The organism is Paraburkholderia kirstenboschensis (assembly GCF_032806925.1).
In the GTDB taxonomy this organism is placed as follows: Bacteria; Pseudomonadota; Gammaproteobacteria; order Burkholderiales; family Burkholderiaceae; genus Paraburkholderia; species Paraburkholderia kirstenboschensis.
The window spans coordinates 2,873,068-2,897,759 of record NZ_CP136513.1 but is presented as its reverse complement, the minus strand read 5'-3'; the positions used below and the strand labels follow the sequence as shown (position 1 = coordinate 2,897,759).

Here is a 24,692-nt window from a genome sequence, read left to right as displayed (position 1 = left end):
ACGATGAACGCACCTGAAACTCACAGCCTGATCGGCGCTTCCGTCGAACGTAAGGAAGACTACCGATTCCTGACCGGCAATGGTCAGTACACCGACGACATCCTGCTACCGCAGCAAACCTACGCGGTGTTTCTGCGCTCGCCGCACGCGCACGCGAAGATCAACAGCATCGACACGACCGCGGCGAAACAGTCGCCCGGTGTGGTCGCGATCTTCACCGGCGCGGACATGGCCGCGGAAAACGTCGGCGGCCTGCCGTGTGGCTGGCTGATTCACAGCACCGACGGCAAGCCGATGAACGAGCCGCCGCATCCGATCATCGCGCATACCAAAGTGCGCCACGTCGGCGATCAGGTCGCACTCGTGATCGCCGATTCGATCAAGGCCGCGAAAGATGCCGCCGAACTGATCGAAGTCGACTACGACGTGCTGCCCGCTGTGGTCGATACCGCGCATGCAGCCGACGCAGGCCAACCGGCCGTTCACGATGAAGTGCCGGACAACGTCTGCTACAACTGGGGCCACGGCGACAAAGCCGCTACCGACGCCGCCTTCGCCAAAGCCGCGCACGTCACGACGCTCGACATCGTCAACAACCGGCTCGTGCCGAACGCGATCGAGCCGCGCGCCGTCAATGCGAGCTATTCGTCGCAGGACGACAGCTACGCGCTCTATGTCGCAAATCAGAATCCGCACGTCGAGCGTCTGCTAATGGCCGCTTTCGTGTTGTCATTGCCTGAGTCGAAATTGCGCGTGATTGCACCGGACGTCGGCGGCGGCTTCGGTTCGAAAATTTTCCTCTATGCGGAAGACGTCGCGCTGACGTGGGCGTCGAAGAAAATTCGCCGCCCCGTGAAATGGACCGCCGAGCGCTCCGAAGCTTTCCTGTCGGACGCGCATGGTCGCGACCACGTGACGAAAGCCGAGTTGGCAATGGATGCCGACGGCAAGTTCCTCGCCATGCGCATTCACACCATTGCGAACATGGGCGCCTATCTGTCCACGTTCGCCTCCAGCGTGCCGACTATCCTGTACGCGACGCTGCTCGCAGGCCAGTACGCCACGCCCGCGATCTACGCGGAAGTGAAAGCCGTTTTCACCAACACCGTTCCCGTCGATGCGTATCGCGGCGCGGGACGCCCCGAAGCGACCTACGTGGTAGAGCGTCTCGTTGAGACGGCCGCGCGCGAGATGAAGCTCGATCCAGCGGAGATTCGCCGCCGCAATTTCATCCGCGAATTTCCTTATGCGACGCCGGTCGGCCTCACTTACGACACCGGCGACTACGAGACGATCCTCGCGCGCTCGCTCGAACTCGCCGATGTCAAGGGCTTCGAAGCGCGCAGGCAGGAATCCGAAAGGAACGGCAAGCGGCGCGGCCTCGGTTACTCGTGCTACATCGAAGCGTGCGGACTCGCGCCGTCGAATATTGCCGGCGCGTTGGGCGCTCGCGCGGGTCTCTTCGAAGTCGGGCAGATTCGCGTGCACCCGACCGGTTCGGTCACCGTGTTTACCGGCTCGCATAGTCACGGCCAGGGTCACGAAACGACCTTCGCGCAAGTGGTCGCGGACCGGCTCGGCCTTCCGCTCGAAAGCGTGGAGATCGTGCACGGCGACACCGGCCGCATTCCGTTCGGCATGGGCACGTATGGCTCACGCTCGATTGCGGTGGGCGGCTCGGCGATCATGAAGGCGCTCGACAAGATCGAAACCAAGGCGAAGAAAATCGCCGCGCATCTGCTCGAAGCCGCGGCGGAAGACATCGAGTTCAAAGACGGCGTGTTCCGTGTCGCGGGCACGGATCGCACCAAGGCGTTCGCCGAGATTTCGCTCGCGGCTTACGTGCCGCACAACTATCCGCTCGACGTGCTTGAACCCGGGCTCGAAGAAAGCGCGTTCTACGATCCGAGCAATTTCACGTATCCATCGGGCGCGTACATCTGCGAAGTCGAAGTCGATCCGGACACCGGCGTGTGCCAGATCCAGCAGTTCACCGCTGTGGACGACTTCGGCAACGTGATCAATCCGATGATCGTCGAAGGCCAGGTTCATGGGGGACTCGGGCAAGGCATCGGGCAAGCCATGCTCGAACGCTGCGTCTACGACAACGAAAGCGGCCAACTGCTGTCGGGCTCGTATATGGACTACGCGATGCCGCATGCGTCGGACCTGCCGGACTTCACCGTGGAAACCGCGAAGGGCACGCCGTGCACACACAACCCGCTCGGCGTCAAAGGCTGTGGCGAAGCAGGCGCGATCGGTTCGCCGCCGGCGGTGATCAACGCGATCATCGACGCGCTCGCGCCCTTGGGCGTGACCGATCTGCAAATGCCGGCAACGCCGCATCGCGTATGGTCGGCGATTCACGCCGCCAAGCAGACAGCCCATTGAGACCCTGAGCGGAGCATTCGACATGTATTCATTCGAGTATCAACGCGCGACAGATCCGCAAGCGGCCGCCGCAGCCATTGCTGCAGACAGCGATGCCAAGTTTCTCGCCGGCGGTCAAAGCCTGTTGCCCACCATGCGGCTGCGTCTCGCGCAGCCATCGCAACTGATCGACGTGACGCGCATTCCCGCGCTGAAGTCCATCGCCGTCGACGCAAATATAGTCACGATCGGCGCGGCCGTCTGTCATGCGGACGTCGCCGATCACGCCGAGTTGCGGCGCGTGTCGCCCGCGCTCGCCGATCTCGCCGCGCATATCGGCGACCGCCAGGTGCGCGCGCTCGGCACGCTGGGCGGCTCGCTTGCCAACAACGATCCCGCCGCCTGCTATCCGGCTGCCGCGATGGGATTGGACGCAACCATCGTCACGCAGCGCCGGCGCATTGCATCGAGCGATTTCTTTGTCGGCATGTACGAGACGGCGCTGGAACCGGACGAGTTGATCGTCTCCGTCGAGTTTCCGGTGCCAGAGCGCGCGGCCTACGAGAAATTCCGCAATCCCGCGTCGCATTTCGCGCTCGTCGGCGTGTTCGTCGCGAAGTTCGCAAGCGGTGTGCGCGTTGCGGTGACGGGCGCGGCGGCGTCTGTCTTTCGTGTGCCCGAGCTGGAAAGCGCGTTGTCGGCGAACTTCACGCCGGAGTCGGCGCGAGCGGTCAGCGTGCCGTCGGCGAATCTGAACGACGACATGCACGCGAGCGCCGAATATCGCGCGCATCTGATCCCCGTTCTGGCGGCGCGAGCGGTGGCGAAGGCGAACGGTTAGTCTTGCTTGCTATTGGCTGCTGACGTGTCGAGCCTTTAGCTCGCGCACGTCAGTCGCTCGCATTCGCCAAGGCATGCTGTATCGCGCAACGAACGCGCTTCACGTTTCATTCACGCCGCACTTCACGAGCAGACAGCAGCGCGCAGATTCAGGAACGCCATGCACCCTGTTTCAATCGACGACACCCTCGCGCAACTCGCCGCTCAACGGTATTTCGCGAGCCGCGAGCTTGCGACGGCGCTGTATCTCGCGCTGCGCATGGACCGGCCGTTGTTCGTCGAAGGCGAGCCGGGCGTCGGCAAGACGGAACTTGCCAAGGCCGCAGCCGGCATGCTCGATACCTCGATGCTGCGGCTGCAATGCTATGAAGGGCTCGACACGGCGAGCGCGCTGTACGAATGGGACTATCCGCGGCAGATCATGGCGTTGCGTCTTGCCGAAGCCGCCGGCGAACGGCCCGATAACGACACGCTGTATCGCGGTGAATTCTTGCTCAAGCGTCCGTTGTTGCAAGCGCTGATGCCCGACGAAAATCATCCGGGCGCGCGGCGCGTGCTGCTGATCGACGAAATCGACCGCGCAGACGAGCCGTTCGAAGCGTTCCTGCTTGAACTGCTCTCCGACTTCCAGGTGTCGATTCCGGAGTACGGCACCGTGCGCGCGGCGCAGCCGCCGCTCGTCGTAATGACGTCGAACCGCACGCGCGAAGTGCACGACGCGTTGAAGCGCCGTTGTCTCTATCAGTGGATCGGCTATCCGGAGCGCGATCGCGAGCTTGAGATCGTCGCGGCGCGTGCGCCGCAAACATCGGCGGAGTTGCAGCGGCGCGCGGTCGACTTCGTGCACCGGCTGCGCGGCATGGATCTGTTCAAGGCGCCTGGCATCGCCGAAACGATCGACTGGTGCCGCGCGCTCGAAGCACTTTCGGTCACGGAACTCGACCCGCAATCGGTGCAGAACACGCTAGGGGTCCTGCTCAAGTATCAGGACGATCTGGCGCGTGTCGACGCGGATCAGATCGCCCAGTGTCTCGCCGCGCCGGGATAGCGAGCATGACGACGCCACCCTCCGTGGACGACACAGGCACAGGCACAGGCAGAGGCGCCGACGACGCGCCGCGCGCTCAGCGCGTGACAGCCGCCGCTGTCGATCCCGCCGCGCCACTTCCTGCCGACACGCCAACGCTCGCCCGCAACGTCGTGCATTTCGTGCGCGTGCTGCGCGGCGCGGGCCTGCCGATGTCGCCCGCACACGCCGTCGATGCGCTCGCCGCCCTGCACTGGATCGACTTGCGCCGCCGCGACGACGTGCGTGCAGCGCTAGCCGCATCGCTCGTCTCCGCGCCTGACGAGCGCGAGCTTTTCAACGCCGCGTTCGAGCTTTTCTGGCGCGATCCGGATTGGGAAGGCAAGCTGCGTGCGCTGCTTCTGCCGAAGGTCCGCGACGGCCTTCCGCCGCCCAGACGCAACAACCGTCTCGCCGACGCGCTCGCAGTCCGCGCGCCGCCCTCGCCGCATACGCCCGGCCCGCAGGAAACCGAGCAGCAGGAATTGCGCGCGCACGTCACCTTTAGCGCGGAAGAGCGGCTGCGTCATCGTGATTTCGACACCCTTTCCGCCGATGAATGGCGCACGCTGCGTCATCTGATTCGCGCTCAGCGTCTGCCGCTTGCGAAGGAGCCGACGCGGCGCCTGAAGGCCGCGTCGCATGGCACGCACGCGGACCTGCGCGCGAGTGCGCGGCAAGCGGTGCGCGCGGGCGGCGACTGGACCGTGTGGAAATATCGCGCGGTGGTCGAGCGCAAGCCGCCGCTCGTCCTGATGCTCGATATCTCCGGCTCGATGAGCAGTTATTCGCGCGCAGTGCTATATTTTTGCCACGCGCTCGTGCAGTCGCGCGAACGCTTGCAGGTTTTCCTGTTCGGCACGCGCCTCACCAACGCGACCCGCGCATTGCGTGAGCGAGATCCGGATGTGGCGATTGCTGCGCTCACCGAACAGGTTGTCGACTGGTCAGGCGGTACGAGAATCGGCGCGGCGCTCGCCGAATTCAACCGGCGCTGGGCGCGGCGCGTGCTGACCGGTCGCGCAACGGTGCTGCTCGTGACCGACGGCCTCGATCACGAAGCGATCGACGTCCTCGAGGTAGAAATGGCCCGCCTGCGCCGCTTCGCGCACCGTATCGTATGGCTTAATCCGCTGCTGCGTTTCAGCGGCTTTTCTCCGAAGGCGCGCGGCGTGCAGGCAATCCTGCCCTACGTCGACGCGCATCGTCCGGTTCATAATCTAGACAGCCTGGCCGCGTTCGGCCGCGACCTCGCGCAGCTTACGCGCGCGCCGCGTCGGGACGTGGTTGCCATGTCAACCGCGGGAGCAAGTCCATGGAACTGACCGAAACTCATACGCTGCCGGTTTCGCAACAGCGTACGTGGGATGCGCTGAACGACACCGAGGTTTTGCGCGCCTGCATTCCAGGCTGCGAAAGCATCGATCCGGACGGCGAGAATGCGTACCTGGTGGCGTTGAACGCCGCGGTCGGCCCGGTCAAGGCGCGCTTCAAAGGACGTATGCAACTGACCGATATCGACGCGCCCAACGCGTACAGCATCGTGTTCGAAGGCCAAGGCGGCGCGGCTGGCTTTGCAAAGGGCAACGCGCGAGTCACGCTCGAAGCCGACGGCGAAGCTGCAACAAAGCTCAGCTACACCGCGAACGCGCAGGTCGGTGGGAAGCTCGTGCAGATCGGCTCGCGGCTCGTCGACGGCGCGGCGCGCAAGATCGCCGGCGAGTTTTTCAAGCGCTTCGGGGCACGATTCGAGGGCGAAGGCGCCGGTGCCGTCGACGATGAAAACACTGAAGATGACGGTGGCGCTGCAGCCACCGACGCGGCGGGGCACAATACGGCATCGACCGAGGCCGCGGACGGCGAGTCCGGCGGCGATGCAACGAAGAGGAAGACATCATGGACAGCGTGGATCTCGAAGTCCTGAAGACCAGCGCACGTTGGCTGGAAGAGGGACATCGCGCGCTACTGGTGACGGTGGTGAAAACGTGGGGCTCGTCGCCGCGCCCCGAGGGCGCCATGCTCGCGGTACGCGACGACGGACTTGTAGTCGGCTCGGTGTCGGGCGGCTGCATCGAAGACGACCTGATTGATCGCGTGCGGCAACGCGGCATCGAGCAGGCGCATCCCGAGGCCGTGAAATACGGCATCTCGGCAGAAGAGGCGCATCGCTTCGGACTGCCTTGTGGCGGCACGATCCAACTGGTGCTGGAACCGTTGACGCCGCGAAGCGGTATCGCCGAACTCTGCAATGCCGTGGAAGAAGGCCGGCTGGTGGCGCGCGAACTGAACATGAACTCGGGTGAAGCGCGGCTCGGCAAAGCGCTCGCAACAGACGGCGTGCATTTCGACGGCGAGCGTCTATTGACGATTCACGGTCCGCGTTACCGCATGCTCGTGATCGGCGCGGGACAGTTGTCGCGCTATCTGTGCAATATCGCCGTGGGTCTCGACTATCAGGTGACGGTCTGCGACCCGCGCGAGGAGTACACAGAGGAGTGGAACATCCCCGGCACGAAGATCGTGCGGACCATGCCCGACGACACCGTGCTCGACATGAAGCTCGACGAGCGCTGCGCGGTCATTGCGCTCACACACGACCCGAAACTCGACGATCTCGCACTGATGGAAGCGCTCAAGACGCCGGCGTTCTACGTCGGCGCACTGGGTTCGAGACGTAATAATCAGGCGCGTCGCGAGCGGCTCAAAGAGTTCGACCTGAGCGATACGGAACTGGCCCGTTTGCATGGGCCGGTCGGCATTTATATCGGCAGCCGCACGCCGCCTGAAATCGCCGTGTCGATTCTCGCTGAAGTGACGGCGGCGAAAAACGGCGTTTCGTTGCCGACGCTGCTTAAGGTCGAAGGCGCGAAGGCAGCGCGGGAAATTGCGGCTTCCGGCGGGGAAGCCTGTAGCGCGTAGTCGTCTCGACGCGCGGGCGTTCAGACACTTGGCTGGCTTGACGCCCGGCGGCTTACATCAGCCCGCAAACCACGGCTGCGATCACCGATCCGCCGATCAGCACGACGCCTACCACGCGGCGTTTGTTCAGTTCGGTCCACAACAGAACGCCAGTCAGCGAAAGCAGGATGAGCGAGCCGGCGATCGTATCGACCAGCAGCATCCATCCGATGCTCAGGCCTACGCCCTTGTGCAGATTGGTCATCGTCGCGAGGAAGGAATTTTGCGTGCGTTTGACCGCGACGAAGCCGTTGCCCACCCAGTACTCGGCTTGCACGTTCTGCGTGGGCGCGGCGAATGCAATCTGCCAGAACTCGGGCTGAATCGTGCTGCGATCACCCCAAGCCACCGGATGCGCCGGCTCGCGCTTCATCCTGCCGGGTTTGCCGTCGATTTTCAGTTCGCCCTTGAGCCACTTCGCCATGTCCATCGGCGAATGAAACGGCTTTTCCGGCACGGCCATTTGCAACTCCTCGACCTGCGGTTGTCCGGTCGACACCTTCATCGGCCCCGCGCGATGGTTCAGCAGGAAGCCGGTTGCGCCGAACATGAGTCCGAGCACCGCGCCCCACAAGCCAACCCAGCCATGCACTTTCCGCAGCCACTTGATGAAGTTCGCGGGCCGCGAACGCTGACGCCGCGCTGCCTGCTCGGCGCCGTCCATCAGATGATGGCCGGGCGGCTTTTCGTGGGCGACATATCGCGAGGCGCCATTGGCAGCAGGTTTCATATCGATCGAATCAGGCGCGTTCACATCATGCTCCAGGCACAGCAGGTTAAGCCGCCGCCCGCGCGCAGTTAGGGAGCGCGCTCAGGGACGGGCGACGACGGAATTCTGAAGGAGAGAGCGGACAACTCCGGCTTGCGGTCCAGAGCCGTCCTGTTCAGAGGCTGGCTGGCAGTCACAGAGGAGAAGAAATGTGACAGGAAGCTGGCGATGCCCTTCAATTGAGAATGGCTATCATTACACAATTGGCGCATTTGCTCAATCGCGGCAAACGCTCACACCGGCCACAACGGCCCTTCCTGCATCGCACCGAGTTGCTCGCGCATTTCGAGGATGCGGTCTTCCCAATAACGTTGCGTGTTGAACCACGGAAACGCGGCCGGAAACGCCGGATCGTCCCAGCGGCGCGCGAGCCACGCCTGGTAATGAATCAGCCGCAGCGTGCGCAACGCTTCGACCAGATGCAGTTCACGCGGCTCGAAGTCGCAGAAGTCTTCGTAACCGGCGAGCAGATCCGCCAGCGCGCGCGATGCCTCAGCGCGCTCGCCCGGCAGCAGCAGCCACAAATCCTGCACGGCCGGACCCATGCGGCTATCGTCGAAGTCGACGAAATGCGGGCCCGCGTCGGTCCACAACACGTTGCTCGGATGACAGTCGCCGTGCATGCGGAGATTGCGGATCTCGCCGGCCCGCTCGAACGCGCGTTCCACGCCTTCCAGCGCCAGATTGACGACTGTTTCCCAAGCGGCGCGCACGTCGTCGGGTATGAAGCGGTGGGCGAGCAGAAAGTCGCGCGGTTCAAAGCCGAACGTTTGAATGTCGAGCGTGGGACGCTCCGTGTAGTCCTGCGTCTGCCCAACCGCGTGAATGCGGCCGATGAAACGCCCGAGCCATTCGAGCGTATCGCGCCGGTCGAGATCGGGCGCACGTCCGCCGCGACGCTCGAAGATCGAGAAACGGAAACCGTCGAAGGTATGCAGCGTGCGGCCTTCGTAGGCACGCGCCGGCACAGCGGGAATCTCCCGCGCGGCCAGTTCGGCAACGAACGCGTGTTCTTCGAGAATGGCGGCGTCGCTCCAGCGCTCAGGGCGATAGAACTTCGCGACGACGGGCGGGCCGTCTTCGACGCCCACCTGGTACACGCGGTTCTCGTAGCTGTTGAGCGGCAACATACGCCCGTCGGTGCGCACGCCGACTGTGGCGAGCACGCTGTCGAGAGCGTCGAGCACGATTTCCGGCTGGAGCCGGGCGAAAGGCACGGCGCGGTCTGCGCCGTCCTGTGGATCGAGAATGTCGTTCATGCCCGCATTGTGCGCCGCGCCGCCATCAAAGACGAGTGCGGGTCAACCTGCGGCTCGCGTCTGCCGCCAGGCGACAGACGCGCCGAAACATAAACGCTTTAATGCATCTGCGCGCTTGACAGACGCACGAGTTCGCCGGTGTCGATAAGGTCTTCGAGGAAAAAGGGTTCAGTGTTCAGCTGCGGCGAAGCGCCGGGCTCGCCGGCATACCACGCCACCATGGCCATGTCGCCGAGAATGCGCATGACGATTCCGCGCGCGCCTTGCGGCACGGCGATATGCACTGATCGGACAATGGAACCGATTTGCATGATGTTTCCCCGTTCTCCCATAGCCGGCTTTATAAGTTCGTGCCGGTCAAGGTGATGATAAAAGCGCCGCTTCGCCGGTAACGTTGCGTACGCACCCAAACAGCTGCGCGTGAATACACGTGAGAGCTTCGAGTCATTGTTCCCGTTTTGCGGGGCCTTGGAAAGCGGGAACTGAGGGCGCTTCACCCGCCGTTTCGCTTTATTCGTCGAGACGCGCGGCATCGCGACGAGACCATCATAAACCCTCGTGGGCAGAGATATCAAAAACGTGCGGCGTCGGCGCGACTCGCGCGTTTGCGGCGCACGCAGGCGCCATTTTCAGCGTATCCTTAACTGCTTTGCACGAGCGTCGTCGCGCGCGTGTCGACCACCATCGCGCCGCGCCGGATACATCGCTGCCGGTTCACCATCTGCTTCGTTTCGCCTCCTGCTCTTTTGCTCTCTGCCGTGCCCAACACCTCCGACACGCCCTATCTCGAACGCGGCACCCGTGCTTATTGGCGCGCCAGCATCGCATTGCTGTTCGCGGGCTACGCCACGTTTTCGCTGCTGTATTGCGTACAGCCGCTGCTGCCGTCGTTTTCGTCGGCATTCAACGTGACGCCTGCGCAAAGCAGTCTCACTGTCTCGTTGACTACGGCCGCGCTGGCAGTCGCCATCTTTATGGCCGGCTTCGTCTCCGAAGGCTGGAGCCGTCACAAGCTGATGACGATGTCGCTCACCGTCTCCGCGCTCCTCACCATCGGCGTATCGATTGCGCCGCAATGGCACCAGTTGCTCGTGCTGCGCGCGCTCGAAGGTCTCGCGCTCGGCGGTGTGCCGGCCGTCGCAATGGCTTATCTCGCGGAAGAAGTGCATCCCGACGGCCTGGGGCTCGCAATGGGCCTCTATGTCGGCGGCACGGCAATCGGCGGGATGGCGGGGCGCGTGATTACGGGCATCGTCGCCGATCTGTTTTCGTGGCGCGTCGCAATCGGCACGATCGGCGTGCTCGGCATTCTGTCGATGCTCGCGTTTCGCGCGCTGCTACCGCCGTCGCGTCATTTCGTGCCGCGGCGCGGGCTCGGCTTCACGCATCATCGCAGCGCGCTCGTCAGGCAATTCAGGCGGCCGGGCCTGCCCCTGCTGTTTCTGCTCGGCTTCGTGCTGATGGGCAGCTTCGTCACGCTGTACAACTACATCGGCTACCGGCTGCTCGCGCCGCCGTACCGGTTGAGTCAAACGGAGATCGGCGCGATCTTCGTGGTCTATCTGACAGGTGTCATCGCGTCGCCGTGGTCGGGGCGCATGGCCGACACATTCGGCCGCGCTCGGGTGCTGACGGCGAGCTTGCTGTTGATGGCCTTGGGCCTCGCGCTCACCATGTTGAGTCCAATTTCGGCGATTGTCGGCGGCATCGCATGCGTGACGTTCGGCTTCTTCGCGGGGCACGCCGTCGCAAGCGGCTGGGTCGGGCGTCTCGCCAAAGAGGCCAAAGGCCAGGCGGCCGCGCTATATCTGCTTGCGTACTACATTGGCTCGAGCCTGGTCGGCTCGTACGGCGGCCACATGTGGGCCGGTTACGGTTGGAACGGCGTTGCGGGATTGGTCTGCGCACTGCTCGCGATCGGCGTGCTGGCGACGCTCAGGTTGCGCCGGCTCGATCAGGCTTGAACGCCGCCGGCCAATCCGCGGCTGTCTCCATCGCACAGTTTGCCGGTGATTCACGCTGCATCGAAAGATGCCAAAAAGTAAGGGGCGCGTAAGCAAACGCTTCACACTTTTGGCTGCGTTTGCTGCGTCGCGGCAACCGCGCGAAGGTTTGCGGCAGTTGGCTTCTACGGATTGCGAATAAACGTCTCAGATCTAACGGACGCGCCTCCGCCGGCTCAGCCGTCACCTATACTCAAATCGAGCGTTGCAGCGCGCGACTCTGAATGAGAGCCGCTCATTGCGCCGCGAATACAAAAGGAGACGGGTATGACGACCTATTTCACGATCGGCGATTTCATTCTGGTCATTCCGATGGCGCTCGCCGGGGCATTGTTCGTAGGCGCGCTTCCTTGCAAGACGGAATTGCGGCACAACGCGCTGCGCGTGCTGGGCGCGCTGCTCGGCGTAATGTTCGCAGTCGTGCTGGTCGAAGGCTTGCCCGCACTCGTATAGCGAAAAAAGCCGCCTCACCGGCGGCTTTCGTTTTTCATTTGCGTGGCGGCAGGGCCGCCGGAATCAGATCGCCTGATCCGTCGACGGCTTTTCCCACAAGTTGACGCCGCCCTCGGTCGCGTAGCGGTCGATCTCCGCGAGTTCCTCTTTCGAGAACGCGAGATTCTTCAGCGCGCCGACATTCTCACGCACCTGGTCCGCGCGGCTCGCGCCGATCAGCACCGATGTCACGCGCGGATCGCGCAACGCCCAAGCAAGCGCCATTTGCGCAAGGCTTTGTCCGCGACGCTGAGCGATATCGTTCAGCTTGCGTACATGCTCGATGTTCTGCGCGCTCAAATGCTCCTCCTTCAGCGAACCGCCGCCCGGCTTGTTGACGCGCGCGTCTTGCGGCACGCCATTCAGATACTTGCCGGTGAGCAGGCCCTGCGCGAGCGGCGTGAAGGCAATCGCGCCCGCGCCGACCTGTTCGAGCGTGTCGAGCAGATCGTGTTCGATCCAGCGATTGAGCATGTTGTACGCGGGCTGATGAATCAGCAACGGCACCTTGTATCCGGCGAGCAGCTTCGCCATTTCGAGCGTCTTGCTCGCCGAGTATGACGAAATGCCGATGTAAAGCGCCTTGCCCTGCTGCACAGCGCTCGCCAGTGCCCCGGCGGTTTCCTCAAGCGGCGTGTTCGCGTCGAAGCGATGTGAATAGAAAATGTCGACGTAGTCGAGGCCCATACGCTTCAGACTTTGATCGAGACTCGCGAGCACATATTTGCGCGAACCGCCGCCTTGTCCATACGGACCGGGCCACATGTCCCAGCCGGCCTTCGACGAAATCAGCAGCTCGTCGCGATACGGTTTGAAGTCGTCCTTGAAGTGGCGACCGAAGTTCGTTTCGGCGCTGCCATACGGCGGCCCGTAGTTGTTCGCGAGATCGAAGTGCGTGATGCCGAGGTCGAACGCGGCACGCAGAATTTCGCGTTGAGTGGAGAGCGGCGTCGTATCGCCGAAGTTGTGCCACAAGCCGAGCGACAGTGCGGGAAGTTTGAGACCTGACTTGCCGCACACGCGGTATTGCATGTCCGAATAGCGTTCTGAAGCTGCTTCGTAAGCCATTGCTGGTGTCCTTGATGGTGATGTCGCCCGGGAATTTACGGGCATGGGCAATCGCATGCTGCGGGAGGCGTGCTGCTGTGGGTTTATTTTATGTGCGGCCAGACCGCTATGGTAGCCAATCGACGGGATGCGTGCAGACGCCTCTATGCAGGATGGACGACTGCTTGCAGGTCCCCTACACTTTCGCCGATCAAGCTTATGGAGCGTTAAATGACGAAGGCGATTTCAATCGCGCTGATTGTGGGTGGCATCGTGTTGCTGTATTTCGGCGGGCAGGCGTTCAATTCGGTCAGCAGCGACGTGTCCCGCGTCTTCACAGGTTCGCCGTCGAACAAGGCAATCATGCTGATCGTAGGCGGCGTGGTGGCGACGCTCGCGGGAATAACGGGCATCGCCCTGTCTGGCCGCAAGCGCTAGGCGCGAAGCGGCGCAGGCCTCGACGGCGGCAGAAAGCGCCGAAAAATCAGAAGGCGATTTCAGGCTTCGCCGCTGAGCGGGTGCCCGGCAACGGCACATTGCTCGCGCCGTGATACGTGTACACGAGCGAGAACTTCACCTGATCGCTGATGTTCTTGCCCGCCGAATGCAGCGTATTGCAATGAAAGAACACCACGTCCCCGGCTTTCAGTTCGGGCGATACGGCGGCGCGGATCCACGCCTGGTTTTCCTCGAGATCTGAGCGGAAGAACTTCGCGTCGTCGAAGCGTTCACCCGTGAATACAGCGGTGTGCGATCCAGGCACGAACCATAGCGCGCCGTTGTCGACGGTTTCGCTGCCTAGCGCGAGCCATACCGAAACCAGGTCGTCGCGCTCGAACGACCAGTAGCGCACATCGCGATGCCAGCCGGTCAGGCTGCCGTACGCCGGATGCTTCGTCATCATGCAATTGTGATGGGCGCGCGACAGGCGTGGCTCCTCACCGAAATACAGTTCCATCCAGCCGCGAATTTCCGGGGCAGTCGCCCATTGGGAGAAACTGCGGTCGCGGGCATACGCATCGAGCAATCGGCGCACGGTCTGGCCGCCAGGCGCATGCCTGGAAGACGGCGCTCCTGGGTATTGCAGATCCGCTTCGAACTCGATGGGCGCCGCGGCTTCCTGCAACTGACGTTGCGCGACCTGTTTCATTTCCTCGCAACGCTCGGCCGGCACAAGGCCAGGCACGACGACGAAGCCCTGCTCCCGCAATGTCTGAATCTGCTCTTTCTTCGAATGAAATGACATGGTGTTCCGTGACCGTCGACAAACCGATGTTCGATTGTAAAACGGGCGCGATCATACCGCCTGCTGTTTGACGTTCGCGCGTTGCGATGAACTTGATGCAAGTCTGCAGTTGCGCACTGTTTGCATGCGGCTCGCGACGGCGCCGCACGTTTTTCGGGCAACCGCGCACACGAATCGTACGCAAAGGGAGCGAGCGCTGTACGGTTCAACGTCTTCGCGCACCTCGTGAAAACCCGTACCCGCAGGGTAAAAACCGACTTTCAGACGTCACGAATCACGTGTAGCCTGCACGCATGTTGATCGTTATTCCCGCCTGTTTGCGCGCTGCACCGGCCATCAAGGCCCGCCCGGCTGTCCGCCGCGCAGTTTTCCATCGAATCCCGGGCTCCCGCGCAGTCGATCGCGATGCCGCCATTGGCATGCTTGGTGCTGCTATTGGCGCACATTTGACCGCGCGACACGCTGCCTACCTGTGAAGCCATGCATACTCTTCTGAGCACCCGTTTCACCCGAGCCGCACTCAAAGCCGCCCGTCCCGCGCGCCGCCACGTGGTGCGCGCTCTGCGTCACCACGCCACGCGCACGCGCGCTTTAGGCGAACAATGGCGCGACGCCAAAGCGGTCGACGGCATTCGCACCTGGTTCAATACTTTCTTCTCGGCGCTGCGCACACGCGGCGGTTCGCGCCGCTTCTCACTACGCACTCTCCTGCGCAAACCGACACCGCTGCGTCTGAGCGCTATTCAGCGGGCGCCGGTCGCCGTGCCGGCCCAAAGCGCGAGCCGCCGTCCCCGCCGAATGTCGACGAACGGCAGCACGGGCTGGTTTGCGTTCGCGTTCGCGAGCCGCTAAACAGCAAGCGTCGCTAATCGCAATGATCCGGCGGCTTCGGACGATCTAAGCGCGAGCGCTCAAGCCACGCGCGACGCCGACGCATCGCTCGATGTCCGCGCCGAACAATCGACGGCCGATAAAAAACCCCGCGCGGCGCAAGCCGGCGGGGTTTTTTCACACTGAAGCTGAAGATGCGTACGGCTAGCGTTAGTCCGCCAGCGCAGCGACCGGTTCTGTACCAGCAGCTTCCGCGAGCGCCAGAGCCTTGTCGGTGGCTTCCCACGTGAATTCCGGCTCTTCGCGGCCAAAGTGACCGTAAGCCGCGCTCTTCTCGTAGACCGGGCGCAGCAGGTCGAGCATCTGAATGATGCCCTTCGGACGCAGATCGAAATGCTCGTGCACGAGGCGCGTGATCGTTGCATCAGAAACGCGGCCGGTGCCGAACGTGTTGACCATGACCGAAGTCGGCTGCGCGACGCCAATTGCGTACGACACCTGAATCAGGCAGCGCGATGCAAGGCCGGCGGCTACGATGTTCTTCGCGACATAACGGCCCGCATAAGCAGCCGAACGGTCGACCTTCGACGGATCCTTGCCCGAGAACGCGCCGCCGCCGTGGGGCGCCGCGCCGCCGTACGTGTCGACGATGATCTTGCGCCCCGTCAAACCGCAGTCGCCCTGCGGACCGCCAATGACGAAGCGGCCGGTCGGGTTCACGAGGAATTTGATGTCGCCCTTGATGAGCTCAGCCGGCAGCGTCGGCTTGATGACTTCTTCGATCACGGCTTCGCGCAGCGTGCCCAGATCGATGTCCGGCGAATGCTGCGTGGACAGCACCACGGTGTCGATGGAGTGCGGCTTGCCGTCGACATAGCGGACCGTGACTTGCGACTTCGCGTCCGGACGCAGCCAGGGCAAACGGCCGTCACGGCGCAGATTGGCCTGACGCTCGACCAGACGATGCGACAGGTGGATCGGCAATGGCATCAATTCAGGCGTTTCTTCGCACGCGTAACCGAACATCAGGCCCTGGTCGCCCGCGCCCTGATCGAGGTTGTTGTCGTGCGCACGGTCCACGCCCTGAGCGATGTCCGGCGACTGCTTGTCATATGCGACGAGCACCGCGCAACCGCGGTAGTCGATACCGTAGTCGGTGTTGTCGTAGCCGATGCGCTTGATCGTGTTGCGCGCGATCTGGATGTAGTCGACGTTGGCGGTGGTGGTGATTTCGCCCGCGAGCACCACGAGACCCGTGTTGCACAGCGTTTCCGCGGCAACGCGCGAGTATTTGTCCTGCGTCAGGATGGCGTCGAGAATCGCGTCGGAAATCTGATCCGCGACTTTGTCGGGATGGCCTTCGGAAACGGATTCGGAGGTGAAGAAATAGTCGTTTGCCACGTTGCAGACTCCTGTTTTGTGGTTACGGTTGAGTTTCACGTAGCCAGCTTCGGGAGTCTGAAGCGGCGACGCTTTAGCGGATTACCTTACCGGCAGGCGCATATCACGTGGATCGCACCGCCCGGCTTCGCCCCGCAAGTTGTCTATTAACTCGGCGAAGCCCTTATTATAGCGACTTCCATTGATTGTCACAGAGTGCCCACGAGTGCGGTATTACGTCCACCTCTCCGCTTTCCTGAACCCCGTCCCGCAAAGCGCCTCCGCGGAGGCTACATGCTGAGCCGCTATGGCGCCCGGCTCGCGATCGGCCTTCTCAAACTTTTCGCGCTGCTGCCGTATGGTTTCATCGCCCGTCTCGGCGACGGACTCGGCTGGCTGCTGTATCAGATTCCCAGCCGGCGCAAGCGCATCGTCCATATCAACCTGAAGCTGTGCTTCCCCCAATGGAGCGACGAGCGGCGTGAAGACGTCGCACAGAAGCATTTCCGCCACGCGATCCGTAGCTACCTCGAACGCAGCGTGCAGTGGTTCGGCTCCGCAAAGAAACTCGAAAAGCTGATCCAGCTCGACAGCGCGATCGACCTGACCGACCCGGATCTGCCGCCTACGCTTTTTCTGGGCTTTCACTTCGTCGGCATCGAGGCGGGCTCGATCTTTCTCAATTACTCGCTCAAGCGCCGTTGCGGCTCGCTTTATCAGCCGATGTCGAACCCGGAGCTGGAAGAAGTCGCCAAGGCGGCGCGCGCGCGTTTCGGCGCGGACATGGCAAGCCGCGCCGACAGCGCACGCATCGTGCTGCGCTGGTTACGCGAACGCAAGCCGGTCATGCTCGGCGCCGACATGGACTACGGCGCGCGCAATTCAACCTTCGTGCCGTTTTTTGGTGTGCAGACCTGCACGCTCACCGCCGTCGGGCGTCTTTCGAAAGTCGGTCATGCGCAGGTAGTGCCGTTCATCGGCGAAGTGCTGCCTAACTACAAGGGTTATCGCCTGAAGGTGTTCAAGCCGTGGGAGAACTATCCGACCGGCGACGACTACGCGGATGCGCGACGCATGAACGCTTTCCTCGAAGAACAGATTCCGTTGATGCCCGAGCAGTACTACTGGGTCCACAAGCGTTTCAAGACGCGGCCGCCCGGCGTGCCGAGCGTGTATTGACGCCGGCTGGCCGACTGGCGCCCGTCCGGCCGCCTACCATGGGCCTACCGGGCGAGCGCGGAATTAACGCGCCGTTCGGCTCACCGACTTGGCTCCACTTCTGGGCGCGTCACTTACAATAGCGTGATGAAACTGAAATTCACCAAAATGCACGGCGCGGGCAACGACTTCGTCGTGCTCGACGGCCACACCCAACCGGTCAACCTGACGCCGGCGCAGGTGCGCGCGCTCGCGGACCGGCATTTTGGCGTGGGCGCCGACCAGCTTCTGCTGGTCGAGAAGCCGACGGTAGAAGGCGTCGATTTCAGATATCGCATCTTCAATTGCGACGGCGGCGAAGTCGAACATTGCGGCAACGGCGCACGCTGCTTCGTGAAGTTCGTCCGCGACAGCGGCCTCACCGATCAGCGCAGCGTGCGCGTGCAGGTCCAGAACGGCACGATCACGCTGACCATGCAGGAAAACGGCGAAGTGCTGGTCGATATGGGCGCGCCGGTGTTCGACGCGGAACGCGTACCTTTCGCTACCAAAGGTCTCGAAGGGCGCCGCGAAGGCGCGGACACGCTGTGGCCGCTCGACGTCAACGGCACCACGCGCTGGATTTCGGTCGTGTCGATGGGCAATCCGCACGCAGTGCAAGTCGTCGACGACGTGGAGGAGTTTCCCGTGCTCGTCGAAGGTCCGGTGATCGAGCGGCACGCACGTTTCCCGCAGCGAGTGAACGCGGGCTTCATGCAGATCGTCGGTCGCAGCGAAATCAAACTGCGCGTGTATGAGCGCGGTGCCGGTGAAACGCTGGCATGCGGCACGGGCGCGTGCGCGGCGGTCGCAGCGGGCATTCGCCGCGGACTGCTCGACGCGCCGGTGCTCGTCCATACGCATGGCGGCAAGCTCACCATCACATGGGACAGCAAGCATCCAAACGAGCCTCTGCTGATGGCAGGCCCCGCGACAACCGTTTTTCAGGGCGAGATCGAACTGGCCGACTGAACGCGTCCGGTTCAATCGCGCATGACTGATCCACTAACTCATTGACCGACGCGTCGCACGAAGGCGTCGTCCCGTAGTCCTACAGCCGAAACCATGAACGATCGCGAAGTCGCCGAATACCTGCTCGCCAACCCCGAATTCTTCGCCGAACACGCGGAAATCCTCGCGACCATCCGCCTCGCGAATCCGCACGGCAAAGCCGCGGTGTCGCTGCAGGAGCGGCAGATGGAAATGCTGCGCGACAAGAACAAGCATCTCGAGCGCCGGCTTGCCGAACTGCTGCGCTACGGCCATGAAAATGACAGCATCGCCTCCCGCTTCAACCGCTGGACGATCCGCGTAATGTCCGAGCGCGATTCGTACGCACTGCCGCGCACGATCGCCAATGGCTTGCGCGACATTTTCGACGTGCCTCAGGCCGCGCTGCGCGTTTGGGACGTCGCCGAGCCGTACGCTCAAGCGGACTTCGCGCGCCACGTCGGCGAGGAAGTACGCATTTTTGCGAACAGCCTGACCGCGCCCTACTGCGGCGCGAACACGGGTTTCGAGGCAGCGCAATGGCTGGTGCCTGCAACCGGCACAACCGACGAAAACACGTCGGGGGGCGCCGCGCCCGAGTCGGCGCATGCGACCGAGTCCATCGCGCTGCTCGCGCTGCGCGATCCGGAGGGCAAGGAAGAAGCGTCGGCTTTCGGCCTGCTGGTGATGGGCTCGGCGGATGCGCGGCGCTTCCACGAAGGCATGGCGACCGACTTCCTCACGCAGATCGGCGGGCTCGCGAGCGCGGCGCTCAGCCGTCTGCTGCCGCGCTGATTCAGCGAGCGCCACGCGTCAACCGCCGGTTAAAAAGCCAACCGTGACCGAAGCCGATCCCATCGCCGCCTATCTGTCGAATCTCGAACATGAGCGGCGGCTGTCGGCGCATACCTTGCGCGGTTACACGCACGAACTCGAAGAACTCCGTCTGCTGGCCAAGGGCCGGCCGCTCGAAAGCCTTACCGCCGTCGACATTCGCGGCGCCGTTTCGCGCGCGCATGGGGGTGGACTGACGGCGCGCTCGATCAGTCACCGCCTGTCGGCATGGCGCGCGTTTTACCGCTGGCTCGCCGGCCGCGTCGATCTGCCTGCCAATCCGGTCGCCACCGTGCGCGCGCCGAAGCAGGCCAAGACGCTGCCCAAGGCGCTGTCCGTCGACGACGCCAATCGCCTGATGGAAAGCCCGCCCGCCGCATCGGCAGAAGGTTTGCGCGATCATGCCATGCTCGAGCTGTTCTACTCGTCGGGGCTGCGTCTCGCAGAACTCGTCGGTCTGGACGCCCGTTTCGCCGACGCCGGCGGTTATCGCTCGGCAGGCTGGCTCAAGCTGGATTCCGCCGAAGTCGAAGTGCTCGGCAAGGGCAACCGGCGCCGCATCGTGCCGGTCGGCAGCAAGGCGCTCGACGCATTGAACGCGTGGCTGCCAGTGCGCGACCAGATGGTGAAACACGACCCGCATCCGCTTTTTCTGTCGGCGCGCGGCAACCGGCTGTCGCCGAATGTGGTGCGCGAGCGCGTGAAGCGCGCGGCGCTCGTGGCCGGCATTCCCGCCAATGTGCATCCGCACGTGCTGCGGCATTCGTTTGCCACGCACGTGCTGCAGTCGAGCGGCGACTTGCGCGCCGTGCAGGAATTGCTCGGACACGCGAGCATCACCGCGACCCAGGTCTACACCGGGCTCGATTTCCAGCATCTCGCGCACGTCTACGATCAGGCGCATCCGCGCGCCAAAAAACGCGACTGACGCCGCTTTTGCGGCTTTTCGGTCTCCGCCTTCGCTTCATACGCCGCGCGTGCGCAGCAAGCCGCGCGGCCCTTTGCTCTCGCTGACATCCTGATGAATACCGTTACGCTCAAACCGTCCAAAGAGAAATCGCTGCTGCGTCGCCATCCGTGGGTCTATGCGAACGCGATCGACCGGATCGACGGCAATCCCGCGCCCGGCGCGACCGTGCTGGTGCGCACGCACGACGGCCGGTTCCTCGCGCGCGCCGCGTACAGCCCGCATTCGCAGATCCGAGCCCGCGTGTGGAGCTTCGACGAAACCGAGCCGATCGATCATGCATTCTTCAAGCGCCGCGTGCAGCGCGCGCTCGCGCATCGTCGAACCATGGTTCACGACACCGGCGCAGTGCGGCTCATTTTCGGCGAAGCGGACGGCCTGCCCGGGCTGATCGTCGATCACTACGTCGCCGAAGACGAAGGCCAGCGCAGCCAGCTCGTGTGCCAGTTCATGGCGGCCGGCGTGGAGGCATGGAAGGAAGCGATCGTTGCGGCGCTGGCCGATGCGACCGGCTGCCCGAATGTCTACGAGCGTTCGGACGTGTCGATTCGTCAGAAGGAAGGGCTCGAACAGACCACCGGCGTGCTGGCGGGCGAGCCGCCTTCGGAGGCGCTGATTGCGAGCGAGAACGGCGTGCGTTATCACGTCGATGTGCGCAACGGCCACAAAACCGGTTTTTACGTCGATCAGCGCGACAATCGCCTGCTCGTGCAGCAGCTCGCGCAGGATCGGGACGTGTTGAACTGCTTCTGCTACACCGGCGGTTTTTCGCTGGCGGCGCTAAAAGGCGGCGCGAAGCGCGTGGTTTCGATCGATTCGTCCGGCGAAGCGTTGGCGCTCGCGCAGCAGAACGTGGCGGCGAACGGCTTCGACGCCGAGCGCGCGACCTGGCTCGACGCCGACGCGTTCAAAACGCTGCGCCGCCTCTACGACGAAGGCGAGCGCTTCGACCTGATCGTGCTCGATCCGCCGAAATTTGCGCCTTCGCGTGAACATGTGGACCGCGCATCGCGCGCATACAAGGACATCAACCTGACCGGCCTCAAACTGCTGCGCCCGGGCGGCCTGCTGTTCACCTATTCATGCTCCGGCGCGATCGATTCCGAGTTGTTCCAGAAAATCGTGGCGAGCGCCGCCGCCGATGCACGCGTCGACGCGCGCATCCTCAAGCGCCTGGGCGCCGGGGTGGATCATCCGTTGCTCACAGCATTCCCGGAAGGTGAATACCTGAAAGGCCTGCTGTTGCAAATCGCCTGATCGCCTATAGATTCAAGGTTATTTCGCGCTGAGGCATATACGGCGACGGCTTCCGAATACCGCCTGCCAGCGCCGGCTTGACAGATATGTTTCAATAACCGGCTAGACGGGCCGCGCGCCGTAAGGCTGCCGCGCCCGCTTATGCATACGCTCATGCATGCGATCAGCCATTCGATTACGAATCGTTTCACGACATATAGGCGAACAACATGATCCCAGTCACTATCCTGACCGGCTTTCTCGGCAGCGGCAAAACCACCCTGCTCAAGCGCATCCTGAATGAAAAGCACGGCATGAAGATCGCCGTGATCGAGAACGAGTTCGGCGAAGAAAACATCGACAACGAAATTCTCGTGCAGGACACGAGCGAGCAGATCATCCAGATGAGCAACGGCTGCATCTGCTGCACGATCCGCGGCGACCTGTCGCGCGTGCTCAGCGACCTGGCCGCGCAGAAGCAGTCGGGCCAGCTCGATTTCGACCGTGTGGTTATCGAAACGACAGGGCTCGCGAATCCGGGTCCCGTCGCGCAGACCTTCTTCATGGACGATCAGATCGCCAGCGAATTCCTGCTCGACGCGATCATCACGCTGGTCGACGCCAAGCACGCGAACCATCAACTGGACGAGCATGAAGTCGTGCAACGCCAGGTCGGTTTCGCCGACCGCCTGTTCATCACGAAGGCCGATCTCGTCGACGAACAGCACATGGCCGATCTGCGCCACCGTCTGCTGCATATGAATCCGAGGGCGGCGATCAGAGTCGTCAACTTCGGCGAGGCGGACATCAAGGAAATCTTCGACCTGCGTGGCTTCAACCTGAATTCGAAGCTCGAGATCGATCCGGACTTCCTCGTTGAAGACGAACACGCGCATAGCCATGCGCATGCGCACGACGAGCACGGCCACACGCACGGTCATGATGACGATCACGCAAACTGCGATCACGACCATGGCCATTGCGATCACGAAGGCCATGATCACGCGCACCACCATCACGCGCATCACGACGACAAAATCAAGTCGTTCGTGTACCGCAACGACCGTCCGTTCGATCCGAACAAGCTGGAAGATTTTCTCGGCGGCATTCTGCAGATTTACGGCGAACGGCTGCTGCGCTATAAGGGCGTGCTGTACATGAAGGGCGTAGACCGTAAAGTCGTCTTCCAGGGCGTGCATCAGATGATGGGCAGCGATCTCGCGGCGAAATGGCAGCCAGTCGAGAAGAAGACCAACAAGATGGTGTTTATCGGTATCGAATTGCCGCAGGACCTGATTACAGACGGCCTGGACGCCTGTCTCGTCTGAACGCCGTTCGCGTCTTCCAAGCAATAGTCAGCTGAAAAAAACACGGCGCGGCGGCGCAATCGGCGTCGTGAAATGTGCGCTGGCGCACACGTGTGAAAAACGCGTGAAAACCCTGCTGTATTAATGCGTGCACGACCATCGCTTTTTGACCGTTCGCGCGTTATATTTTCGGGATACCGGTGCGCCGCAGAGGGATTTCCACCAGTTGCGGTGCCGGATTGTGATTCAGTTACAATACGTGCCCACTGGAGAATGAGAACGATTTGCCCGGTCAGTGCGCGGTCAGTGAGTATTGCGCGCCGGGCCTGAAGCGGCGCCGGAAAACCTAATCCGGGGAACACGCCGACAGTGCCCGCCGCCGCAGCCTGACAAGGCTGCTGCCCGGGAGCAATACCTCAGGAGCATTTGAGAATCGGTTTCCAGAGGAGTTCGGCCCCGCATTGGCGTTGCGACGCCCCAGGTGGGCGAGAGACGCTTCGGCGTCACGACAGCCCATCGTCCGTGTCCGCCCTGCGCTCAGCGTCCCAGGCGCCTTGCGGGCAATACGAAAGTGCGGGCACTATGCAGAGTTTTGCCTCACATTGAAGAAGTAAGCCAGATGACGACGAAACGACTCTTGACCGAAGCCGAAATCCTGAAGATGAGCGACAAGGATTACATGAATGAGGATCAGCTCGCTTTCTTCAAGAACAAGCTCGAACAGCTGCAGGCGGACATTCTCCGCAATGCCGGCCAGACGACCGAGAACTTGCGCGAGACGGTGATCGTGCCGGACCCGGCCGACCGCGCAACGATCGAGGAAGAGCACGCTCTCGAACTGCGCACGCGCGACCGCGAGCGCAAGCTGCTGAAGAAGGTGCAGCAGTCGATCGCGCGCATCGACTCTGGCGACTACGGCTGGTGCGAAGAAACCGGTGAGCCGATCGGCATTCCGCGTCTGCTCGCGCGGCCCACGGCTACGCTGTCGCTCGAGGCGCAGGAGCGCCGCGAACTGCGCCAGAAGCTGTTCGGCGACTGAACTCCGGCGGCGCGGCTTCGGCGCCGCGCCAACAAACGCTGCTTCGTCGAGAGGCGCACGGTGATCCGTGCGCCTTTTTACTTTTGCGCGCGGTTCTGGGGCATAACGCGGGAATGTCATCCTGCGAAGTCACGTTTTTTGTCTTATGCCGTTTGCCGGCTCTTGATATGACAGCGCAAGCCCTAAAATAAACCGGACATGCGCTGTACGAGCGCGCCGACCGCCTGGACTTCAGGCCTCGCGCGCCGTCCGCTTCCAGGATTCATGCGGTGGCGCATCGCGCCGCCGCGTCCTACCCGCTTTGCAAAGAGGAACGCATATGGAGCAATTTCACGGCACGACGATCGTCTCCGTGCGCCGCGGCGACAAGGTCGCGCTCGGCGGCGACGGCCAGGTGACGCTCGGCAACATCGTCATGAAGGGCGGCGCGAAGAAGGTCCGGCGCATTTATAACGGCAAGGTGCTGGTTGGCTTCGCAGGCGGCACGGCCGACGCATTTTCGCTGCTCGACCGCTTCGAAGCGAAGCTCGAAAAGCATCAGGGCAACCTCACGCGAGCCGCGGTGGAACTCGCGAAAGACTGGCGCACGGACCGCATGTTGCGTCGTCTCGAAGCCATGCTGATTGCTGCGGACGCGACCACCACGCTCGTCATCACCGGTAACGGCGACGTGCTTGACCCCGAAGGCGGCATTTGCGCGATCGGTTCGGGCGGCGCGTATGCGCAAGCCGCCGCGAAAGCCCTCGCCGACAACACCGAGTTGTCGCCTCGCGAGATCGTGGAAAAGTCGCTGGAGATAGCCGGCGACATGTGCATCTACACGAACCATAACCGCGTCATCGAGACGATCGAGTAAGGACC

At 62.9% G+C, this 24,692-nt stretch carries 24 protein-coding genes; 18 read left to right on the top strand and 6 right to left on the bottom strand.

Annotation, left to right across the window (positions count from 1 at the left end; translation table 11 throughout):
• The first annotated feature begins 3 nt into the window (after positions 1–3).
• From RW095_RS35695 to RW095_RS35670, 6 genes are all read left to right on the top strand, one after another.
• Entirely contained in the window at positions 4–2,391 is a 2,388-nt protein-coding gene (locus RW095_RS35695) for a xanthine dehydrogenase family protein molybdopterin-binding subunit (RefSeq protein ID WP_317020454.1), read from the top strand.
• A 22-nt stretch (positions 2,392–2,413) separates the two neighbouring features.
• Positions 2,414–3,211, top strand: coding sequence for an FAD binding domain-containing protein (locus tag RW095_RS35690; protein ID WP_317020453.1), 798 nt, complete (start codon positions 2,414–2,416; stop codon positions 3,209–3,211).
• 159 nt (positions 3,212–3,370) lie between these two features.
• Complete coding sequence (locus RW095_RS35685) at positions 3,371–4,258, top strand: AAA family ATPase (protein WP_317020452.1); 888 nt, start codon at positions 3,371–3,373, stop codon at positions 4,256–4,258.
• A gap of 5 nt (positions 4,259–4,263) precedes the next feature.
• Complete coding sequence (locus RW095_RS35680) at positions 4,264–5,601, top strand: vWA domain-containing protein (RefSeq protein ID WP_317020451.1); 1,338 nt, start codon at positions 4,264–4,266, stop codon at positions 5,599–5,601.
• Positions 5,592–6,200, top strand: coding sequence for a CoxG family protein (locus tag RW095_RS35675; RefSeq protein WP_317020450.1), 609 nt, complete (start codon positions 5,592–5,594; stop codon positions 6,198–6,200). The genes RW095_RS35680 and RW095_RS35675 overlap by 10 nt, the downstream gene beginning before the upstream one ends.
• The gene (locus RW095_RS35670; protein ID WP_317020449.1) at positions 6,173–7,195 is read left to right on the top strand and encodes an XdhC family protein; all 1,023 of its coding nucleotides are present in this window, start codon (positions 6,173–6,175) and stop codon (positions 7,193–7,195) included. The genes RW095_RS35675 and RW095_RS35670 overlap by 28 nt, the downstream gene beginning before the upstream one ends.
• A 52-nt stretch (positions 7,196–7,247) precedes the next feature.
• On the opposite strand, the gene RW095_RS35665 is transcribed toward RW095_RS35670, so the two are convergent.
• The 3 genes from RW095_RS35665 to RW095_RS35655 form a co-directional block, all read right to left on the bottom strand.
• Positions 7,248–7,988, bottom strand: a complete 741-nt coding sequence (locus RW095_RS35665; RefSeq protein ID WP_317020448.1) for a PepSY-associated TM helix domain-containing protein — start codon at positions 7,986–7,988, stop codon at positions 7,248–7,250.
• A gap of 248 nt (positions 7,989–8,236) precedes the next feature.
• Positions 8,237–9,262: a serine/threonine protein kinase gene (locus RW095_RS35660; RefSeq protein ID WP_128584942.1), complete on the bottom strand. Its 1,026-nt coding sequence runs from the start codon at positions 9,260–9,262 to the stop codon at positions 8,237–8,239.
• A gap of 98 nt (positions 9,263–9,360) precedes the next feature.
• Entirely contained in the window at positions 9,361–9,573 is a 213-nt protein-coding gene (locus tag RW095_RS35655) for a hypothetical protein (protein WP_317020447.1), read from the bottom strand.
• Positions 9,574–10,020: 447 nt separating this feature from the next.
• Here RW095_RS35655 and RW095_RS35650 point away from each other — a divergent pair, with 447 nt between their 5' ends.
• A complete protein-coding gene (locus tag RW095_RS35650; RefSeq protein ID WP_317020446.1) occupies positions 10,021–11,226 on the top strand; it encodes an MFS transporter in 1,206 nt (401 codons plus the stop codon).
• A gap of 306 nt (positions 11,227–11,532) precedes the next feature.
• Positions 11,533–11,718: a hypothetical protein gene (locus RW095_RS35645; protein ID WP_020067230.1), complete on the top strand. Its 186-nt coding sequence runs from the start codon at positions 11,533–11,535 to the stop codon at positions 11,716–11,718.
• 63 nt (positions 11,719–11,781) lie between these two features.
• Here RW095_RS35645 and mgrA read toward each other — a convergent pair whose 3' ends face one another.
• Positions 11,782–12,825 carry an L-glyceraldehyde 3-phosphate reductase gene (gene mgrA, locus RW095_RS35640; protein ID WP_317020445.1) on the bottom strand — a complete coding sequence of 348 codons (1,044 nt, stop codon included), beginning with the start codon at positions 12,823–12,825 and terminating at the stop codon, positions 11,782–11,784.
• 210 nt (positions 12,826–13,035) lie between these two features.
• On the opposite strand from mgrA, the gene RW095_RS35635 reads away from it, so the two are divergent.
• Entirely contained in the window at positions 13,036–13,242 is a 207-nt protein-coding gene (locus RW095_RS35635) for a DUF3185 family protein (protein WP_128584939.1), read from the top strand.
• A gap of 46 nt (positions 13,243–13,288) precedes the next feature.
• On the opposite strand, the gene RW095_RS35630 is transcribed toward RW095_RS35635, so the two are convergent.
• Positions 13,289–14,050, bottom strand: coding sequence for a phytanoyl-CoA dioxygenase family protein (locus tag RW095_RS35630; protein ID WP_317020444.1), 762 nt, complete (start codon positions 14,048–14,050; stop codon positions 13,289–13,291).
• Positions 14,051–14,530: 480 nt separating this feature from the next.
• On the opposite strand from RW095_RS35630, the gene RW095_RS35625 reads away from it, so the two are divergent.
• On the top strand, positions 14,531–14,902 hold the full coding sequence (locus RW095_RS35625) for a hypothetical protein (RefSeq protein WP_128584936.1): 372 nt from the start codon (positions 14,531–14,533) through the stop codon (positions 14,900–14,902).
• A 189-nt stretch (positions 14,903–15,091) separates the two neighbouring features.
• On the opposite strand, the gene metK is transcribed toward RW095_RS35625, so the two are convergent.
• Positions 15,092–16,282, bottom strand: a complete 1,191-nt coding sequence (gene metK / locus RW095_RS35620; RefSeq protein WP_317020443.1) for a methionine adenosyltransferase — start codon at positions 16,280–16,282, stop codon at positions 15,092–15,094.
• A 273-nt stretch (positions 16,283–16,555) separates the two neighbouring features.
• On the opposite strand from metK, the gene RW095_RS35615 reads away from it, so the two are divergent.
• The 8 genes from RW095_RS35615 (at position 16,556) to hslV (ending at position 24,687) form a co-directional block, all read left to right on the top strand.
• A complete protein-coding gene (locus RW095_RS35615; protein WP_317020442.1) occupies positions 16,556–17,440 on the top strand; it encodes a lipid A biosynthesis lauroyl acyltransferase in 885 nt (294 codons plus the stop codon).
• Positions 17,441–17,566: 126 nt separating this feature from the next.
• Positions 17,567–18,430, top strand: a complete 864-nt coding sequence (dapF, locus tag RW095_RS35610; protein ID WP_317020441.1) for a diaminopimelate epimerase — start codon at positions 17,567–17,569, stop codon at positions 18,428–18,430.
• Between the two features lie 93 nt (positions 18,431–18,523).
• Positions 18,524–19,243 carry a DUF484 family protein gene (locus RW095_RS35605; protein ID WP_317020440.1) on the top strand — a complete coding sequence of 240 codons (720 nt, stop codon included), beginning with the start codon at positions 18,524–18,526 and terminating at the stop codon, positions 19,241–19,243.
• A gap of 43 nt (positions 19,244–19,286) precedes the next feature.
• Positions 19,287–20,210, top strand: coding sequence for a tyrosine recombinase XerC (gene xerC, locus RW095_RS35600; RefSeq protein WP_317020439.1), 924 nt, complete (start codon positions 19,287–19,289; stop codon positions 20,208–20,210).
• A 93-nt stretch (positions 20,211–20,303) separates the two neighbouring features.
• Positions 20,304–21,506 (top strand): class I SAM-dependent rRNA methyltransferase, encoded by a 1,203-nt coding sequence (locus tag RW095_RS35595; RefSeq protein WP_317020438.1) that lies wholly within the window; start codon positions 20,304–20,306, stop codon positions 21,504–21,506.
• Positions 21,507–21,715: 209 nt separating this feature from the next.
• On the top strand, positions 21,716–22,813 hold the full coding sequence (locus tag RW095_RS35590; RefSeq protein ID WP_317020437.1) for a CobW family GTP-binding protein: 1,098 nt from the start codon (positions 21,716–21,718) through the stop codon (positions 22,811–22,813).
• A 598-nt stretch (positions 22,814–23,411) separates the two neighbouring features.
• Positions 23,412–23,831, top strand: a complete 420-nt coding sequence (gene dksA / locus RW095_RS35585) for an RNA polymerase-binding protein DksA (RefSeq protein WP_012431412.1) — start codon at positions 23,412–23,414, stop codon at positions 23,829–23,831.
• Positions 23,832–24,150: 319 nt separating this feature from the next.
• Positions 24,151–24,687 carry an ATP-dependent protease subunit HslV gene (hslV, locus tag RW095_RS35580; RefSeq protein WP_006050517.1) on the top strand — a complete coding sequence of 179 codons (537 nt, stop codon included), beginning with the start codon at positions 24,151–24,153 and terminating at the stop codon, positions 24,685–24,687.
• Positions 24,688–24,692: the final 5 nt, after the last annotated feature.